Below are 17,372 nucleotides of genomic sequence, written 5' to 3' on the forward strand. Positions count from 1 at the left end.
GATAGCGCGGGATCAGAAGGTGAGGATAACTTTGCCCTTCACCCGGCGCTCCATGATGTCGGCAAAGGCTTTGGCAAATTCGTCCAGCGGATAGGCGGCGGAAATGTGCGGCACGATCTTTCCGGTTTCGTAGAGATCGAACAGTTCTTTCATGTTCTGCGCGTTCTCACGCGGATTGCGGCCTGCCCACGCGCCCCAGAACACGCCGAGAATATCGCGGCTGTTGAGCAGGGCCAGATTGAGCGGAACTTTCGGGATCGGCCCGGCCGCAAAGCCGATGACGAGATAGCGCCCACCCCAGCCGGTCGCGCGCAGCGCCGCTTCGGAATAATCCCCGCCGACGGGATCGTAGACCACGTCCACGCCCTTGTTTGCCGTGATCTCGCGCACGCGGGCCTTCAGGTCCTCGGTGGCATAATTGATCAGCTCGTCGGCCCCGCCCTCGCGCGCGATTTCCAGCTTCTCTGCCGAGCTGGCGGCTGCGATCACCTTCGCGCCCATGGCTTTCGCCAGCTGCACGGTGGCAAGGCCAACGCCACCGGCAGCGCCCAGCACCAGCACGGTCTCGCCGGGTTGCAGCTTCGCGCGCTGTTTGAGCGCGTGGTAGGAGGTGCCGTAGATCGTGGTGAAGGCAGCGGCATGCTCAAAGCTCATTGCGTCGGGGATGGGGATTACCTGGGCTGCGGGCGCAACGGCCTGCTCGGCAAACCCGCCCAGCATGGTCGCCACGATCACCCGGTCGCCCGGCTTGAAGCCGGCGGCGCCCTTGCCAAGCTCGGAGACCACGCCGGCGCATTCCGTTCCCGGAATGAAGGGGAAGGGCGGCTGGGCCTGATACTTGCCCTCAACCAGAAGGATATCGGGGAAATTGACGCCCGCTGCCTTCACATCAACCTGCACAAAGCCCTCATTCAGCGGCGGAGCGTCCACCTCGGCGACTTCCAGATTCTCGTAGGGGCCAAATTCCTTGCAGATCAAAGCGCGCATGCGGCGTGTCCTTTTTGCGAACGGGTCGGTTCGCCCAGACCATAGAGGCCAAGGCGCACCAAGGGCAATGCGCGCCTGCCTCACGGCTCCTGGTGCGGCCCTCTGACACTTGATGGCGCTGGCGCTTCGCCGCATAAGGCTTGGGTCACGCCAGCGAGGCCCGCCCCATGTTTCTGCGCAATATCTGGTATTATGCCTGTCCGGCGAGCGATCTGAAGCCGGGCAAGATGCTGCACAAGGTTCTCCTGGGCGAGCCGGTCGTGTTTGCGCGCGGCAGTGACGGCGCAGTGTTCGCCTTGCGCGATCTGTGCCCGCACCGGGGCGTGCCGCTCTCCGCGGGCCGCCTGTGCGCTGCGGGCAGCACGGTGGATGGCAAGACGCTGTCCGAGCCACAGATCGAATGCCCCTATCATGGCTGGCGCTTTGGCGCGGATGGGGCCTGCAAGGCCATTCCGGCGCTGGTCACCGGCCAGGAGATGGATGTCGGCAAGATCCGGGTGCGCCGCTATCCGGTGCGCGAGCTGCAGGGCAATCTGTGGATATGGATGCCGGCCGCCAGTGATGGCCCGGTGCTGGACGATACGGCCGAACCCGATCACGAACCGCCCGTCATGCCGGAGGTGGGCGCGCGCACGCCTGCCCTGATCGAGCGGATGATATTTGACTGCCATGTCGATCACGCCGTCATCGGCCTGATGGATCCGGCGCACGGGCCTTATGTGCACCGATCTGTCTTCTGGCGCTCGGAAAAATCCATGCACGAGAAGGAGAAGGCGTTCGGCCCCAGCGAGCTGGGCTTTACCATGCTGCCGCACACGCCATCGAAGAACTCGCGCTTTTACAAAATCCTGGGCGGCGATCTGACGACCGCGATCAGCTTCCGCCTGCCGGGCGTGCGCGTGGAGCATATCCAGGCCGGCACGCGCGGACATGTGGTGGGGCTGACGGCTGTTACGCCGGTCAATGAAACCACGACCGAAGTGACCCAGAGCTTCTACTGGACGCTTCCCGTGCTGGGCGCGCTCAAACCGCTACTTCGCCCCTTTGCGCGCGGCTTCCTGAAACAGGATGGCGATATGGTGAACATCCAGAAGGAGGGGTTGAGGTTCGATCCCCGCCTGATGCTCATCAATGACAGCGATGTGCAGGCGAAATGGTATTTCCGCCTGAAGGATGCCTGGGAAAAAGGTGGAGGCATGCGGGCCGGATTTGAAAACCCGGTCAAACCCGCCACCCTGCGCTGGCGGAGCTGAAATCAGGGCCAGGGCTGGACCCCGCCAGCCCTGCCGGGCAAGGTAGGCGTTTCCCCGAACAGCTGACGAGTTTGCCCCGTGACAGAAACGAGCCCTGCGACGCGCGCCGGAAAACGCGGTGCCATGACCCGCTTTCTTGATGGTGTGGAGTGGCTGGGCAATCTCCTGCCACACCCCGTCACCCTGTTTGCGATCCTGGCCGGGCTGATGATCCTGGCATCAGGACTGTTCGGCGGCGTGTTGCAGGTCGCGGTGGAAGACCCGCGCCCCGAGGGCGCGGCGGGGCGGGCCGCCGACGGCATGATCCGCGCCGTCAGCCTGATGAACGAGGATGGCTTCCGGCGCATCTTCACGAGCCTCACCACCAACTTCACCAGTTTTGCCCCGCTGGGCGTGGTGCTGGTGGCGATGCTGGGCGTGGGCGTGGCGGAAAAGTCCGGGCTTCTGTCTGCCGCCGTACGCTCCATCGTGCTGGGCGCGAACCGCCACACTGTCACCGTGGCGGTGGTGTTTGCGGGCGTATTGTCCAACACCGCTTCGGAGATGGGTTATGTCGTGCTGGTGCCCCTGGCAGGCGCGGTGTTCTACGCGCTGGGCCGCCATCCGCTGGCGGGTATGGCCGCCGCGTTCGCGGGCACATCAGGCGGCTATAGCGCGAACCTGCTGATCGGCACGATTGACCCGCTGCTGGCGGGCATCACGACCGAGGCCGCCCAGCTGATTGATCCGGGCTATGTCGTCTCGGCACCGGCCAACTGGTACTTCATGGTGATCTCGACCTTTATGATTACGATCATCGGGTCGCTCGTCACCATTTTCATCGTCGAGCCGAAGCTGGGCAAATATGATTCCAGCCGCGCCGACCCGGCCGTGCTCGACAAGAACATGATGCAGCCGGTCTCCGGCGCAGAGAAGAAGGGCCTGATGTGGGCGGGGATCGCCTCGCTGGCCGTGTTTGCTGCGATGGCCTGGACGCTCATGCCGCAGGTTGACCTGGCCGGCTGGCTGCCTGGCTGGGGCGCGCTTCGCAATCCCGATACCGGCTCGATCTTCCAGCAGGCTCCCTTCTTCATAGGGTTTGTGACCTGGATATTCCTGTTTTTCCTGATCGTCGGCTTTGCCTATGGCCGCGCTGCCGGGACGATGAAGAACGACCGCGATGTCATTGACGGCATGGCGTCTGCCATCTCCACGCTCGGCCTCTACATCGTGCTGGTCTTCTTCGCCGCCCAGTTCGTGGCGTTTTTCGGCTGGTCGAATCTGGGCGCGATCACCGCCGTCACCGGCGCGCAATTTTTACAGGATACCGGCCTGACCGGCCCGGCCATCTTCATCGGCTTCATCCTGATGTGCTGCTTTGTGAACCTGATGCTGGGCTCTGCCAGCGCGCAATGGGCCGTGACCGCGCCGATCTTCGTGCCGATGCTGATGCTGGTGGGCTATTCGCCGGAGGTGATCCAGGCCGCCTACCGGATCGGCGATTCATCGACCAATATCATCACGCCCATGATGAGCTATTTCGGCCTGATCCTCGCCTGGATGACGCGCTATGACAAAAAGCTGGGGATCGGCACCGTCATCGCGATGATGCTGCCCTACTCGATTGCTTTCCTTGTGAGCTGGATCGCGCTCTTCTTCCTGTGGACCTTCGCGCTGGGCATGCCGGTCGGGCCCGGTTCGCCCACTTTCTACGAAATGCCGGCGGGCTGATCGGCACGGGCGTTACTGCCGCGCGCCGGTGCCTTCAATGGCGCCTGCGGCAGCAGCAGCCGGTGCCAGAATGATCTCGGTGGCCTGGCGCACCACATTGACCGAAAGGCTCAAAGGCCCGCGTACCGCACCGGCCTGCTGGGGCGCTTCCACCCCGAAATCACGCGTGCCGGCAAACAGGGCGATAAGTTCCGGCGACATGGTCAGCGTGGAATGGCGCAGCGGATCGGCGGTGTTGAAGCCCGATACATCCACGACCGTCAGACGCAGATCCGCCACTTCCTCGACCGAACGCAGTGAACCCAGCCGGTCGGTCTGGCCGCGCAGCACGGCGGAGGCCCGCAAGGCGCGGTCACGGGTGGAGGTGAACACGATGAAATCAATGTCGGATGCGTCACCGATTGTGGCGAGCTGGCTACGGAAAACATCGACGCTGAGATCAGGCGACATCAGGGCCACCTGGCCAATACGCGCCAGCACCTCACTCTCGCCCGCTTCCGACAGGTCACGCAGCGCTTCAAGCGTCAGCATCGAGCCCATGGAATGGGCGATAATCATAATGCGGTCTGCCTGCGCGCGCGCAGCAAGGCGCAGCGTGTCTGCCAGACCGTCCCGGCTGATGAACACGCTGTCCAGATCATAGGCATAGAAGCGCGGGTCGCCCGCGCTCGGCCAGGCAAAATAGAGCGGTACGCCCGGTATCTCGAAATCGTGCATCATCTGGGCAAAACGGAACAGGCCGCTGCCAAAGGTTTCATTATAGCCGTGAACGAAGACGACGAGGATGCGCTCTTCCTCGTCCAGCTGGGACAGCTTGCGGTTCAATCCGCCCAGAAAGGCGTCCTGCCCGTCCAGCGTCTCGGCAAAGGCCAGGGTGAAATGGCGCATCGGGTCCGGCGTCCCGCGCGGATAGCGGATGCGGCCCGGCTCACGCTCAGGCGGAATAGAAACCGTATGCACACCGTAGCTGAGCGCTTCTGAGCGCTCACGGCCAAACAGCGTGGCGTCGTGCACAGGCGCACGGCCGGAAACCGTCAAAATGGGCTGCTGGGCAACCTCGCGGGGGAGTTCGGCAAACTCAGTGACGCTCAAGGTTGGCGCACACGCGCTGGCCGCACCCAATGCCAGCATGACGCCAATTGTCCGGGCAAGCCGGGTCAGCCCTGCCGGGCCCGCATCTGCCGCAAGGCAAAGATATCTGCTGACATCCATCGGAAAAAGCCGCCATCCTCGAGGAAAACCGAGGCGATATTGGTGTCACCCGGCTCGAAGTGGAAGACTTCGCGTAACGCCCGCGAGAAGGCAAGCGCTGGCGCGATCCTGACTGAATGTCCGCGGAAGGCGTCGCGTATCCGCAACGTCTGATCGTCGCTGAATACCTGATTGGGCACGAGCATGATCCGTGGACGATGCCCATTTGCCTGTGCCATGCGCGCAGCCGCCTCTTCCAGCTCCGGCAGATAGGCTTTGGTCGCCATGATGTCGGCGTCTGATACCGCCACCGGGACGAATATCGCATCGGGCTGGATGGCCGGCACCATTGTATCGGCAGGAAAGCCCGCCGGTGTGTCGACAAACAGGACGTCGCTAGCTGAACGGCGGGTGTCCAGCGCAGAGCGCACGGCATCGGGCGCAACCTTGTGCCCCTCGCCGTGCTCGTCAGCCAGATAATAGGATTGCACGCCGGAGCCGGAAAAGCGGCGCACGGCATTGTACGTGGTACGCAGGCGATCAAAATCGATCACACACACACGCAGATCGTATGTCGCGGCAAAATGGATGGCGCTGAGAAAGGCCAGCGTGCTTTTCCCCGCACCACCCTTGGCATTGGCGAACATAATGGTGGTGCAGCTCATCGCCTTACCATCCTGCATCCCTCAACTGACGCTGCCGGTTTGCAGATCAGGATTCGCTGTCGCTGTTGTCGCCGCTATCGCTGGCCGCCGGTGTGTCGGCCGGTTTCGGCGCCGCGCCGGTGTCACGGGCCGATTGCGAGATCGCAGAGCGCAGATTGCTTAAGGACGAGCTGCCCTCGGTGCGCGTGGCACGCCCTTGCGTGTTGATCTGGCCGATCAGCTGGGCGCCTTCATGGGCTTCCAGCGAGCCATAGGTGATCTGACCCTCAATGCGGCCGGCCTCGCGAATGGTCAGCTTGCCAGACAGTACCAGCGTGTCTTCCACACTGCCCATGATATCGGCGGTTTCGCTGGAGATGTCGCCTGCGACATGCCCCTTCTCGCCGACGATCAGGTGTACCGCGCGCAGCTTGCCGCTGAACTGGCCGTCAATACGGGCCGCGCCGTCAACATCGAGGACAGCCCCCTCCACGGAGCATTTTTCGCCCATGAAGAAGGCGAGTTCTTCGCCATTGTCGGGAATGCCAATCTTGGCAGGTTTGGAAGTGGTAGAGGAATTGCTCATGAGGGGACCCCAGCTCTTTTGTGATTTATCGCAGTGCTAGCCGATAGGCGGGTACTTATCCAGCACCGGACTGAGTGCAAGAGCAAGCCCCTGACACCATTATTAACAACTAGGTGGAGTCCCGCCGCCGGCATACGCGTGCCATGCCTGCATCAAAGTCAGGCGCCTGAGCCGGGCAGCGCAGCGCGCGCCCAGGCGATTCCCCTGCCCCGGCTAGTTCACGCCACGCAGGAACTGATTGGCGCTATTGGGAATGCAGGGCTGGCCATTGAAGGCGGAATTGAACGTGCCATAGACCACGCCATAGCTGCCGGGCCGGGTGGTCGAGGTGTAGCCCCGGCCATTATTGGCCCAGGGCGGACACAGATTGCCCGTCTGTCCGTAGACGGGCGATACCGGCGCGGATGAATACTGGCCGGAATGACGGCCCGGACGGCTGCCGGCTGGATGCTCTGCATACCGGCGTATCGCCGCGCGCTGGCGTGCCAGGCAGGCACTGTCATATCCGGCAAAGCTGCCATCGTACCGGTAGACCGAGCACAGCTCGTAATCACCGGCAGACAGGCTCTGGGCCTCAGCCATATCGGCGAACGCTAACGCAGCGAGGCCGATAGCTCCCAGACATAAGCGCAGCATGAGCACGACTCCCAATCCGCTAAACCTGTACTGACGGCGCAGCAGTCAGCGTGAGCGTCAACACATGAACATGCGCTGAACACCGCAGTCTAGGGGGCGCTGGATTCCAGAGCAGCAGAGCGCAGGCAGGCCAAAGCTGCGCGCAGCTGATCGTTCCTTGCATCACCATCGCCGAAAAGCGCCGTCTGCACGTCAATCTCCACCTGCTGCTGCCCGGTGGACGGGCGATGCTGGCCCGAACCGACACAGGTCAAAATCAGACTGCCAGCCCCGGCCGGTTCAACGCGTATGACCATGGGCGCGGGTTCCTGCCAGTGGCCGCGTGCGGGCACATGCTGACGCGCGCAGGCTTCGAAGTCCGCCTCTTCCATGCAGGCGGCAATGTGTCCGTGCGGCACCGCGAGAGGGTGACGAGAGAAAGCACCCATCGTGCTCATATACTGGATCAGCGCATCGCCAATCGCGCGCGCTTCATTGTCTGACGAGACAAGCTGCACGGCATAGGGCGGCGGAATGGAGGCATGAGACGCGTTCACTGACAACACGCCGGCGGCGGCCAGAATAGCGGCAATTCTCAAGCGCATGACAGACCCTCCCTCACCGCTGGAGAATACAGCGCACCCGGCATCGTGAATAGCCACCCGCTTTGGGCCCGGACATCACGTAGTATGGCCAGGAGCCACCGTCAAAGCACCATCATGCGGAGAGAGAAAGCAATGGTGCCCAGGGGCGGAATCGAACCACCGACACGCGGATTTTCAATCCGCTGCTCTACCAACTGAGCTACCTGGGCACACTCCGGCAAACCGGAAGAGCGCGGTTTATAGGGCCGGTTTTTGCCCCTGTCCATGGGGGTTGGCGCATCTTGCGCCCACGCTTTGCACATGAATGCCGGGCACTATGTGAACGCCCGTCACGCCTTGCCCCGCGCCAGTGCCGCTGCTAACCGGCTTGTCCCGACCCGTTCCCTGCCTGACGAGACATACTCCCATGCAAGCCATACTTCGCGGCCTTCTGGCCAGTACTGCCCTGTGCGCCTTCGCGCTGCCTGCCCATACCCAGGACACAGACGCGCCGCGTGAGGTCATCACCATTACCGGTGGCCGGGCACCGGGGGCGCTGGAAGCCGACCGGCCGGTTTCCACGATTGGCCGCGAGGAAATCGACGCGGCGGGCTTTGCCCGTATCGGCGAGGCGCTGGTCTTCCAGACCTTCGTGACGGGGTCGGAGTTCAATGAAGATCCCGGCACGCAAAACGACACCTCTGGCACGTCGAATGTGAATTTGCGCGGGCTGGGTCTTGGCGCGACTCTGGTTCTGGTCAATGGCCAGCGCCAGACCGTGGCGAGCGTCGCAGCTGACGATGGCTCCAGCTTCGTCGATTTCAATGCCCTGATGCCCTCGCTGGCGATAGAACGCGTGGAAATCCTGCGAGACGGGGCCTCGCCGGTGTATGGCGCGGATGCGGTGGCCGGCGTCATCAATGTCATCACGCGCGACCGGTTTGAAGGCGTTGAAACCTTCGCCGAATGGCGCGGACCGACAGAATTTTCCGGCTCCGGCGCAGGATACACGCTAGGCGCCATTGCGGGGCGAGCCTTCGGCAACTGGCATGTTGCCGGCACGGTAGAATGGTTCGACCGCACGGGGCTGGAAGGCTTCGAGACCCCGTTCGCCCCTGGCACCGGTCTCTCCTCGCTCGGCCAGCCCGGCGCCTTCTATATCCTGGCGCCCGGCGGCGGGTTTGAAGTGACCAATGCCAGCGGTGGCCCGGCTCCCATACTCGACCCTGATTGCGTGGCGGCGGGCGGACGGCCCATGGCCACCGGCGCACAGACCGCCTTCGGCCAGACCGGCTTTTGCGGGCTGGATTTTGGCCAGTTCTTCTCGGTGCTGACCGATGAGGAGCGGCTTTCCGGCTTTGCCGCGCTTTCGGGCGATTTCGGCGATACGCGCCTGACATTGCGCCTCGCGGGCAATGCGCAGAATGTGGAGCGGGGCAATTCGCCCTCGCTGGCAAACTTGCGCTTTCCCACCATCTCCGCCAGTCACCCCGCCAACCCGTTCGGGCGCGATGTGGTCTGGCTCGGCCGTCCGCTGGGCGAGCGCGCGGGCGCAGCGCGGCGCGAGTTTGAACACCGCACCTGGCGCGCCGAAGCCAGCCTTGAACACGATATGCAAGCTCTGAACCGCGACTGGACGCTGAGCGCCGATCTGACATATTCGCGCAACAGCTTGCGCGCGACGATCACCGATACGCTGGCCGATAATTTCGATGCCGCGATCCTGGGCTTTGGCGGGGCGGACTGCCCGGTGCGCGCGCCGGGGCAAGGCGTGGCGGCTGGCGATCAGTCGCAGGGCTGTTTCTTCTTCAACCCGTTCGGCTCCGGCGGGCTTGTCACTGACCCGTCCGACCCGCGCTATAATGACCCGACCGTCATCGATTACATGATCGGCGAGAACATCCGCAACTCACACGCCGACCTTGTGACGGCTGAGTTCACCGCCGCAACGGATGCGCTTCTCACCCTGCCGGCAGGCCCGGTCTCGGCGGCGTTCGGCGCGCATCTGCGCCGCGAATCCTACCGTGTTGACCATGGCGATGATTTCAACGCGGACAATTTCCTCTTCATCGTCGGCGGGCCGGACTATGCGGGCGCGCGCAGCGCGCAAGCACTCTTCGCCGATGCGATTCTGCCAGTCACAGAGCGCCTGCGCCTGCAGCTGGCCGCGCGCCATGAGCGCCAGGGTGGTTTTTCCTCTACCGATCCGCGCGTGGCGGCGGCCTTTGACGTGACCGAGGCCGTGACGCTGCGCGCCTCCTGGTCGCGCTCCTACCGCGCGCCGTCGCTGCATCAGGAGGTCTCGGCCACGACCACGCTGCAATCGCTGACCATCGGCACACAGGCCCTGTTCCGCCCGGTGCGCACGGTCGGCAATCCGGACCTTGATCCCGAACGCGCGCAAACCTTCTCGGCCGGCCTGTCTGCACGGGTTTCAGGCGTGAACGCCACCATTGATGGCTGGCGGGTGCGCTATGAGGACCTCATCGTGCGCGAGAGCGCCAATGCGATCATCGCCGCCGATCTGGCTGATAATGGCCAGTTTGACGATCCGCGTATCGAGCTCTCCCCGGCGGGCGATGTGGTGCTGGTGCGCGCCGCCTTCGTCAATGCGCCGCGCGTCGATGCGTCTGGCATTGACCTCGCCTTGCGCGGTGATCCGGTCGATCTGGCGGGCGGAGCGCTCGGTTGGGGCGTGGACGCCAGCTGGATTGGCGAGTTCACCATTGTGGACCCTGTGCTCAATCGCGAGATTGACGCTCTGGGCAATCGCAACTTCACCAATTTCGCCCGTTCGGTGCCGGACTGGCGTGCCAGCGCCTATCTGGACTGGACCAGCGGGGCGTTCGGCGCGCGCGCTGGCGTGCGTCACATCGCCGGATACCGCAATGATGAGGGCGCGGGCAGCGATGTCGCAAGCTGGACCGTGCTCGACCTGCAGAGCCGCTACACGCTCGACCTTTCTGGCACCGCCCTGACCCTGACCGCAGGCGCACTGAACATCACCGACGAGGCCGCGCCGTTTGTACCGACGCCTCTGGGCTATGACACCAAGGTGCATGATCCGCGCGGGCGTGTGGCCTATGTGCGCGTGGGGGCGAGATTTTAGGAATCAGTTCGGCAATACCGCTGCGCTGCTGATCTCGAAGCGAGCCTCCACGCCAGCGGCGGGCTGAAGACCATCACGCCCGCCCGGCTGGCCGCCGCCAACCCACAGCGCCACCGGGCCCGGTTCGATGCGGCGTATGCCGTCAGCCTCGACCAGGCTGAGGGCGCGGTCTTGGAGGGTAAAGCGCACGGTGCGCGTCTCGCCGCGCGCCAGATGCAAACGCTGGAAACCGGCAAGCGAGCGGATGGGGGCATCCGGTACGCCAGGATGGCTGACATAAAGCTGCACCACCTCGTCGGCGTCCATCGCGCCGGTATTGGTGACATCCACCGACACCGTAACGGATTGATCTGCCCGTACCCGCGCGCGCGAGACCTGCGGGCGCGTATAGCCGAAGCTGGAATAGGACAGGCCGTAGCCGAACGGGTAGAGCGCCTCCCCTGTGAAATAGCGATAGGTCCGCCCGGTCATGGAATAGTTTTCGAAGGGTGGCAGCTCATCGACGAAACGGTGGAAGGTCACCGGCAGGCGTCCGGCCGGGCTGAAATCCCCGGCGATAAGACGCGCAACGGCGTCGCCGCCCCGCCCGCCCGGATACCACGCCTCTATGATGGCGGGTACGTGCCGGTCAGCCCAGTCGATGTTGAGCGGGCTGCCATTCATCAGCACAAGGACGACCGGCGTGCCAATGGCGGTCACCTCCTCCAGCAGGCGTTGCTGGGTGGCGGGCAGATCAAGGCTGGTCCGGTCCCCGCCGAGGAAACCCGGCACAGCGATGGGCAGGTCCTCGCCTTCAAGCTGATGGGTCAGACCTGCCACGAAAACCACGAGATCGGCCTCACGCGCCGCCGCAAGAGCCTGTTGCGCACCCGTATCGCTCGGCAGGCTCCACATCAGGCGCTCGTCGCCCCTGTCGGTACGCTGGAAGGCTTCCACGCGGATGGGATAGCTGCGCCCGGCTTCCAGCATGGCTGCGCCCGTCACGAGGGTCGGCCGCCAGTCAACGCCCCAGGCATCGACGATCAGCTCGTCTCCGATCCAGATGCGGTAGCCGCCATTGGCGACATAGCGGAAGCGGTGCTCACCGGTTTCGGACGCGGTGATATAGCCTGTCCAGCGCACTGCGCCGCTGCGCAGCTCGCCTTCCCAGCTCATAGTGGCATTCGTCTCGATACCGGTCGAGACCGGCGCGCCCTCCATCTCCGGGGAGGCAAAATGCGCGACGTCCAGACCGGGCTGGCTGCACCGCGCATCACGGCAGAAGGCGCTGTCAGGGACCGGCTCCAGCACCGGATCGAGCAGGCCAGCCCCTTCGGCGTGGATGATATCAGCGTCCGGGAAACGCCGCCGCAGACCCTCCAGCACCGTGACCGGCTGTGAGGGCGTGCCGTTATAATTGCCGACCAGCGCCTCGTAATTGTCCGCATTAGGGCCGATCACGGCGATGGAGCGCGGCGCAGCGCGCAGCGGCAGCAGACCGCCCTCATTCCTCAAAAGCACCAGCGACTCTTCAGCGACCCGCAGGGACAGGGCGCGGTGCGCGTCGGTGTCATTATCGGCAGGCGTGATATGCGGGAAGACACGCGCGGGCGGATCGAACTGGCCAAGGCGCATGCGCGCGGTGAACAGGCGGCCCAGGGCTGTGTCGAGATCGGCTTCGCTCAAAAGCCCCTGACGCACCGCGCCGAGGATATTGTCGGCCTCTCCGCCACCGCCGCAGACAAGGTCCATGCCCGCCCGGAACGCCACCGCTGCGCCCTCTTCGGACGTCTGCGTATAGCCATGCTCGTGCGCATTATAGATGTTGGCGACCGCCTCGCAGTCGGACACCACATAGCCCTCAAAGCCCCAATCCTCGCGCAGATAACGCTGGAGCAAGGGCGTGTTGGCGCAGGCCGGCACACCATCGACCGCGTTATAGGCACACATGATCGAGTGCGCCCCGCCCTCCATTATGGTGGCGCGGAAAGCAGGCAAATAGGTCTCGTGCAGATCGCGGGGGCTGGGGTGGACATCGTCGCGGTGGCGGCTCGGCTCCGGCCCGCTATGCACCGCATAGTGCTTGGGCGTCGCGACTGTCATCAGGTAGTTCTCGTCATCCCCCTGCAGCCCGCGCACGAAAGCCACGCCCAGCCGCGAGGTGAGATACGGGTCTTCGCCATAGGTTTCCTGCCCCCGGCCCCAGCGCGGATCGCGGAAGATATTGATGTTCGGCGACCAGACGGTGAGGCCGGCAAACCAGTCACTCCCCCCGAAACGGTGACGCGTCTCGACATGCTTGGCCCGGAACTCAATGGCGATGACATCGGCCATCTCGCGGATCAGCGGCTCGTTCCAGGTAGCGGCAAGGCCAATCGCCTGAGGAAAGACGGTCGCAATATCCGCGCCTGCCACGCCGTGCAGGCCCTCATTCCACCAATTGTACTCGCGCACGCCAAGGCGCGGGATGGCCGGTGCGTCATTGATCAGTTGCGCCGCCTTTTCATCGAGCGTCATGCGCGACACCAGATCCGCCGCGCGCGCCTCAGCGCTTAAGGAAGTATCTTGATAGGCGGGCGTATCGCCCTGCGCGAGGGCCGGACTGGCGGCAACAGGCAGCAGAAGGGCCGCCAGAACACTGCCCCGGAGACCAGCCCGCAGCTTCCGCCTCACATGCATCCCGGCGCGCCTGATCATTGTATTCCCTCCCCGGCTGGCATCTGCTGGCCTTGCTGTTGAGGGCAATATTGTCAGACAAATACTAAGCAGCGCAAGTCACATGGGATCAGGCAGGCAGGGGAAAACGGCCTTTCCTGCGTGGTAAAGGACCAGCTGGCCTCGTCAGAAGGCGGCAAATTGACTGATGATTGTTCCGCGTCAAGCCGGAATATGGATCGGATGCCCCAGCGCCGCGAGGGCGGCTTCGGCAAAGCACTCGGTCAGGGTCGGGTGGACATGGATCGTGCCGGCAATGTCCTCAAGGCGTGCGCCCATCTCGATAGCCAGCGCAAACTCGCCCGACAGCTCGCTCACATGCTTGCCGACGGCGTGGATGCCGAGGATCACATGATCGCTCTCGCGCGCGGTGATGCGGACGAAACCGCCATCAGCCCCGCCTTCCATGGAGAGCGCGCGGCCTGAGGCGGCCAGCGGGAACTTGCCGGTGATAACGCTCTCGCCCTTCTTCTTCGCTTCATCGGGTGACAGGCCGACGCCGACAATCTCCGGCTCGGTAAAGCACACGGCAGCGATGGCGTTGGGATCAAAGCGGCGGCGATGGCCGGCGATCACTTCGGCGACAAGCTCGCCCTGGGCGGTCGCCTTGTGGGCCAGCAAGGGCTCGCCGACCAGATCACCAATGGCGTAGACGCCGCGCATCGGCGTGCGGCACTGATCGTCGATCTTCACAAAGGGGCCATCCATGTCGAGGCCCATAGTCTCAAGGCCCCAGCCTTCGGTCACGGGCTTGCGCCCCACGGCGACGAGGATGCGGTCGGCTTCGAGCTTTTCGGCCTTGCCGGAGGCATCCTCGAAGACGAGGAAGGTCTTGCCGTCCTTTTCCTCCACACCCTTGGCGCGGGCTTTGAGATGGACATTGATCTTGTGGCGTTTGAGCCATTGCGTGATCGGGCGCGTCATCTCGCTATCGTAAAGCGGCAGGATGGCGTCAGCCGCCTCAACGAAGCTGACCTCGCTGCCCATCTTGGCAAAGGCGATCCCCAGCTCCAGCCCGATATAGCCAGCACCGACGACGACCAGCTTCTTGGGCAGTTCGGTCAGTTCCAGCGCAGCCGTGGAGCCGATTACCTTGTCACCGAAAGGCAGGAAGGGCAGCTCGGTCTCTTTTGAACCCGTGGCCAGGATCACGTTCTCGGCCTCGATGGTCAGCGTCTTGCCGTCTTCCATCTCCACCGTGCAGGTCTTGGCGTCGGAGAATACCGCCCAGCCGGAGACGGCCTCGACCTTGGCGCTTTTCAGCAGCTGGCCGACGCCCTTCGTCAGCTTGCCAACGATAGTGTCCTTCCAGGCGGTGACGCCTGCCATGTCCAGAACGGGCGCGGTTTTGAGCGATATGCCAAGCGACCCCTCACCCACATGCCCGGCCATGTCCTCATACTTCGAAGCGGCGTGGATGAACGCCTTGGAGGGGATGCAGCCCCGGTTGAGGCAAGTGCCGCCGAGCCCATGCTTGTCCACGATCACCGTATCAAGGCCGAGCTGGCCTGCGCGGATGGCCGCCGGGTAGCCGCCCGGTCCGCCGCCGACAACGAGAACCTGACATTTGCGAATATCGGCCATGGGGCTTCCTCCGTCTGGATGTTTGGCGGGTGTTTAGCGTGGCAAGGCGCATGCGGGAAGGGCGGGGGTGCTTACCAGATGGCAGGACGCCGGAACCTCTTTTGAATGCGTGAAGCTTCCAACCACTTCGTTTTCCCGACGAAAGTCGGGACCCAGAAGAAGTCTGGGCACCGGCTTGCGCCGGTGAAACGCTCTGTATGTGGACAGAGGATAAAACTATGGATCCCGGCTCGGAGACCGGGACTCCGACATGTTACCCCTACTCCCCCTCCTCCGGGGGCAGGGCTTCCGGCGGGACGGGCTCGCCGGGCACGGCGTAGGAATTGGACAGCCATTTCTGCAGATCGAGATCGGCACAGCGTTTCGAGCAGAAGGGCCGGAATTCGTGCACGACCGGCTTGCCACAGATCGGGCATTTCGCCTTGGCGCTCATCACACCCTCCCGGCGGAAAATCCGCGCGGCGGCAGGCGGTCGGAGAGTTTCAGCGTGAAGCGTGCGCCGAGGCGCGAGGCCATCGCCTTGTTCCAGCCCACAGGATCGCGGGAGAGCCAGGCATGCACGTCCGGGCCAGCTTCCAGCACAAGCTGGCTGGCGCGGGCGGACCTGCCTTCGGCCTCCAGCGCGCGCAGGGCAGCGAGGGCTGAGGTCTCGAGGTTTTCCACGCCGAAGCGCTCCCACATCTGTTCATGCAGAGCGCGGCCGAGGCGCTGGCGGGCCAGCTCGACAATGGCAAAGCGCGATGAGGGCGCGATATCCACCTTGGCCGGATCGTTCTTGAAGGCCGATTTCAGCGTTGCCTCAAGCGCCGTCTGATCGCCCTTTTTCTTCAACGGCAAAAAGTCGATGGCCACAACGCCGCCAATACCGCGCAGGCGTATCTGGCGCGCCGCTTCGCGCGCGGCGGTCCGGTTCAGGTCAAAGGCGAAATTACCCTTCCCGCCCGTGCGGCCCGCGGCATCGACATCGATGGCGGTTAGCGCCGTTACCGGCTCGATGATGAGGCGTCCGCCGCCGTTCAGCGGCACATCGGCTTCCAGCGCGGCGTCGAATTCGGCGTCAAGATCAATACCTGCCTTGGCGGCCTGTATGATCGGCGCGTCGTTCAGCCCGGACAGTCGCTCTGCCAGCGGCGGCGCGGTGAGAAGGGCTTCTGGCGCATCGCCGGGTTCCACCTCATGCAGGGTGAGGGTCGGGCCTTTCTCCTGAAACGCCTCGCGGGCGATCTGCACGCCAATGCCGGCGCCTTCATGGAAACCGGCCGGGCGGCCAGCTGCGCCGAAGGGAAGGAAGCCATCGGGGCCGCGCCCGATATCGAGAAACGCGCCATTGAGCTGCGGCTCGATACGGCGCACGCGGGCGCGGTAAATCTCGCCGCGTATGGCACGGGCTTTCCGCTCGCTCCAGCGCTCCAGATGCAGCTCGACCGCGCGGTCGCCCTCAAAGATCGCGGCGCGGGTCTCGCCTACATGGTCAGCGACGATAATGCGCATCAGCCCGCGCCCCCCGGACGGTAGCCAAGGCCGATGAGCAATTGGCGTGTCTCGTAGACGGGCAGGCCCATCACGCCGGTATAGCTGCCGGTGATCTGGATAATATGCGCGCCGAACCGGCCCTGAATGCCATAGCCGCCCGCCTTGCCCTGCCATTCACCGCTGGCGATGTACTCATCGATTTCCTGTGCGCTGAGGCGTTTCACCGCCACGCGCGTCATGGAGAGGCGGCTGGACACCCGGCCATCGGGCGCACGCACCGCCACGCCGGTAAAGACGCGGTGATTGCGCCCGGAAATCAGCGCCAGGCAGGCGCGCGCTTCGTCTTCGGTTTCGGTCTTGGGCAGTATGCGCCGGCCCACGCCGACCACGGTGTCGCTGGCCAGCACATAGGCGTCGTCATGGCCGGTCGCGGCGCTCAGCTTTGCCAGCGTCAGGCGCAGGGCGAGATCGCGCGGCAGCTCTCCTGCATGCTCGGTCTCGTCAATATCGGTGGGGGCAATCGCGTCGGGCGGGAAGCCGATTCCCGTCAGCAGGTCACGCCTGCGCGGCGAGGCACTCGCCAGTACAAGACGCGCATCTGCGGGCATGGCTGCCGCCCTATTTGAAGCGATAGGTGATACGGCCCTTGGTCAGGTCGTAGGGCGTCATTTCAACCAGCACCTTGTCACCGGCCAGCACGCGGATGCGGTTCTTGCGCATCTTGCCGGCGGTGTGGGCAATGATCTCGTGGTCGTTTTCCAGCTTCACCCGGAAAGTGGCATTCGGCAGGAGTTCGGTGACCTCACCGGGAAACTCCAGCAATTCTTCCTTCGCCATGCAGCTCCTCTTGTCTGGCAATGGGCAGGCTTTTTCCTCGCCTTGCCGGAATCAGCCTTCGCCCCCTCGCGGCGCGTGGCGGGCTATATAGTCCCTATAGTGGGC

At 64.2% G+C, this 17,372-nt stretch carries 15 protein-coding genes and 1 tRNA gene; 3 read left to right on the forward strand and 13 right to left on the reverse strand.

The window, feature by feature from the left end:
• Positions 1-12: 12 nt before the first annotated feature.
• On the reverse strand, positions 13-987 hold the full coding sequence (locus AB6B38_RS09170) for an NADPH:quinone oxidoreductase family protein (protein WP_371392554.1): 975 nt from the start codon (positions 985-987) through the stop codon (positions 13-15).
• Between the two features lie 167 nt (positions 988-1,154).
• Between AB6B38_RS09170 and AB6B38_RS09175 the strand changes: the two genes are divergently transcribed.
• Positions 1,155-2,240 carry a Rieske 2Fe-2S domain-containing protein gene (locus AB6B38_RS09175; protein WP_371392555.1) on the forward strand — a complete coding sequence of 362 codons (1,086 nt, stop codon included), beginning with the start codon at positions 1,155-1,157 and terminating at the stop codon, positions 2,238-2,240.
• Between the two features lie 123 nt (positions 2,241-2,363).
• The gene (locus AB6B38_RS09180) at positions 2,364-3,950 is read left to right on the forward strand and encodes an AbgT family transporter (protein WP_371392556.1); all 1,587 of its coding nucleotides are present in this window, start codon (positions 2,364-2,366) and stop codon (positions 3,948-3,950) included.
• A gap of 12 nt (positions 3,951-3,962) precedes the next feature.
• On the opposite strand, the gene AB6B38_RS09185 is transcribed toward AB6B38_RS09180, so the two are convergent.
• The 6 genes from AB6B38_RS09185 to AB6B38_RS09210 all read right to left on the reverse strand — a co-directional run bounded on the left by AB6B38_RS09185 (position 3,963) and on the right by AB6B38_RS09210 (position 7,800).
• Positions 3,963-5,162, reverse strand: a complete 1,200-nt coding sequence (locus AB6B38_RS09185; RefSeq protein WP_371392557.1) for an alpha/beta hydrolase — start codon at positions 5,160-5,162, stop codon at positions 3,963-3,965.
• Complete coding sequence (locus AB6B38_RS09190; RefSeq protein ID WP_371392558.1) at positions 5,108-5,806, reverse strand: ParA family protein; 699 nt, start codon at positions 5,804-5,806, stop codon at positions 5,108-5,110. The genes AB6B38_RS09185 and AB6B38_RS09190 overlap by 55 nt, the downstream gene beginning before the upstream one ends.
• Positions 5,807-5,852: 46 nt before the next feature.
• Entirely contained in the window at positions 5,853-6,371 is a 519-nt protein-coding gene (locus tag AB6B38_RS09195) for a polymer-forming cytoskeletal protein (protein WP_371392559.1), read from the reverse strand.
• 213 nt (positions 6,372-6,584) lie between these two features.
• On the reverse strand, positions 6,585-7,007 hold the full coding sequence (locus tag AB6B38_RS09200; protein ID WP_371392560.1) for a hypothetical protein: 423 nt from the start codon (positions 7,005-7,007) through the stop codon (positions 6,585-6,587).
• Positions 7,008-7,096: 89 nt separating this feature from the next.
• Entirely contained in the window at positions 7,097-7,591 is a 495-nt protein-coding gene (locus tag AB6B38_RS09205; RefSeq protein WP_371392561.1) for a hypothetical protein, read from the reverse strand.
• A 133-nt stretch (positions 7,592-7,724) separates the two neighbouring features.
• A tRNA-Phe gene (locus AB6B38_RS09210) sits at positions 7,725-7,800 on the reverse strand.
• Positions 7,801-7,997: 197 nt separating this feature from the next.
• Here AB6B38_RS09210 and AB6B38_RS09215 point away from each other — a divergent pair.
• Positions 7,998-10,679, forward strand: a complete 2,682-nt coding sequence (locus tag AB6B38_RS09215; protein WP_371392562.1) for a TonB-dependent receptor domain-containing protein — start codon at positions 7,998-8,000, stop codon at positions 10,677-10,679.
• 3 nt (positions 10,680-10,682) lie between these two features.
• Here AB6B38_RS09215 and AB6B38_RS09220 read toward each other — a convergent pair whose 3' ends face one another.
• From AB6B38_RS09220 to infA, 6 genes are all read right to left on the reverse strand, one after another.
• Positions 10,683-13,337, reverse strand: a complete 2,655-nt coding sequence (locus tag AB6B38_RS09220; protein ID WP_371392563.1) for a glycoside hydrolase family 3 C-terminal domain-containing protein — start codon at positions 13,335-13,337, stop codon at positions 10,683-10,685.
• Positions 13,338-13,535: 198 nt separating this feature from the next.
• Entirely contained in the window at positions 13,536-14,957 is a 1,422-nt protein-coding gene (lpdA, locus tag AB6B38_RS09225; protein ID WP_371392564.1) for a dihydrolipoyl dehydrogenase, read from the reverse strand.
• Positions 14,958-15,216: 259 nt separating this feature from the next.
• A complete protein-coding gene (locus AB6B38_RS09230; protein WP_371392565.1) occupies positions 15,217-15,393 on the reverse strand; it encodes a DNA gyrase inhibitor YacG in 177 nt (58 codons plus the stop codon).
• Positions 15,390-16,448: a ribonuclease E/G gene (locus tag AB6B38_RS09235; RefSeq protein ID WP_371392566.1), complete on the reverse strand. Its 1,059-nt coding sequence runs from the start codon at positions 16,446-16,448 to the stop codon at positions 15,390-15,392. Before AB6B38_RS09235 ends, AB6B38_RS09230 begins: the two co-directional genes overlap by 4 nt.
• Positions 16,448-17,038, reverse strand: a complete 591-nt coding sequence (locus AB6B38_RS09240; protein WP_371392567.1) for a nucleoside triphosphate pyrophosphatase — start codon at positions 17,036-17,038, stop codon at positions 16,448-16,450. The genes AB6B38_RS09235 and AB6B38_RS09240 overlap by 1 nt, the downstream gene beginning before the upstream one ends.
• A 10-nt stretch (positions 17,039-17,048) precedes the next feature.
• A complete protein-coding gene (gene infA, locus AB6B38_RS09245) occupies positions 17,049-17,267 on the reverse strand; it encodes a translation initiation factor IF-1 (protein ID WP_019961978.1) in 219 nt (72 codons plus the stop codon).
• Positions 17,268-17,372 lie beyond the last annotated feature (105 nt).

This window comes from Glycocaulis abyssi (assembly GCF_041429775.1).
Lineage (GTDB): Bacteria > Pseudomonadota > Alphaproteobacteria > Caulobacterales > Maricaulaceae > Glycocaulis > Glycocaulis abyssi.

Excerpts from the sequence above, each read along its gene's own strand:
- AB6B38_RS09170 (WP_371392554.1), bottom strand. The coding sequence starts at position 987 with ATGCGCGCTTTGATCTGCAAGGAATTTGGCCCCTACGAGAATCTGGAA.
- AB6B38_RS09175 (WP_371392555.1), top strand. The coding sequence starts at position 1,155 with ATGTTTCTGCGCAATATCTGGTATTATGCCTGTCCGGCGAGCGATCTG.
- AB6B38_RS09180 (WP_371392556.1), top strand. The coding sequence starts at position 2,364 with ATGACCCGCTTTCTTGATGGTGTGGAGTGGCTGGGCAATCTCCTGCCA.
- AB6B38_RS09185 (WP_371392557.1), bottom strand. The coding sequence starts at position 5,162 with ATGGATGTCAGCAGATATCTTTGCCTTGCGGCAGATGCGGGCCCGGCA.
- AB6B38_RS09190 (WP_371392558.1), bottom strand. The coding sequence starts at position 5,806 with ATGAGCTGCACCACCATTATGTTCGCCAATGCCAAGGGTGGTGCGGGG.
- AB6B38_RS09195 (WP_371392559.1), bottom strand. The coding sequence starts at position 6,371 with ATGAGCAATTCCTCTACCACTTCCAAACCTGCCAAGATTGGCATTCCC.
- AB6B38_RS09200 (WP_371392560.1), bottom strand. The coding sequence starts at position 7,007 with ATGCTGCGCTTATGTCTGGGAGCTATCGGCCTCGCTGCGTTAGCGTTC.
- AB6B38_RS09205 (WP_371392561.1), bottom strand. The coding sequence starts at position 7,591 with ATGCGCTTGAGAATTGCCGCTATTCTGGCCGCCGCCGGCGTGTTGTCA.
- AB6B38_RS09215 (WP_371392562.1), top strand. The coding sequence starts at position 7,998 with ATGCAAGCCATACTTCGCGGCCTTCTGGCCAGTACTGCCCTGTGCGCC.
- AB6B38_RS09220 (WP_371392563.1), bottom strand. The coding sequence starts at position 13,337 with ATGCATGTGAGGCGGAAGCTGCGGGCTGGTCTCCGGGGCAGTGTTCTG.
- lpdA (WP_371392564.1), bottom strand. The coding sequence starts at position 14,957 with ATGGCCGATATTCGCAAATGTCAGGTTCTCGTTGTCGGCGGCGGACCG.
- AB6B38_RS09235 (WP_371392566.1), bottom strand. The coding sequence starts at position 16,448 with ATGCGCATTATCGTCGCTGACCATGTAGGCGAGACCCGCGCCGCGATC.
- AB6B38_RS09240 (WP_371392567.1), bottom strand. The coding sequence starts at position 17,038 with ATGCCCGCAGATGCGCGTCTTGTACTGGCGAGTGCCTCGCCGCGCAGG.
- infA (WP_019961978.1), bottom strand. The coding sequence starts at position 17,267 with ATGGCGAAGGAAGAATTGCTGGAGTTTCCCGGTGAGGTCACCGAACTC.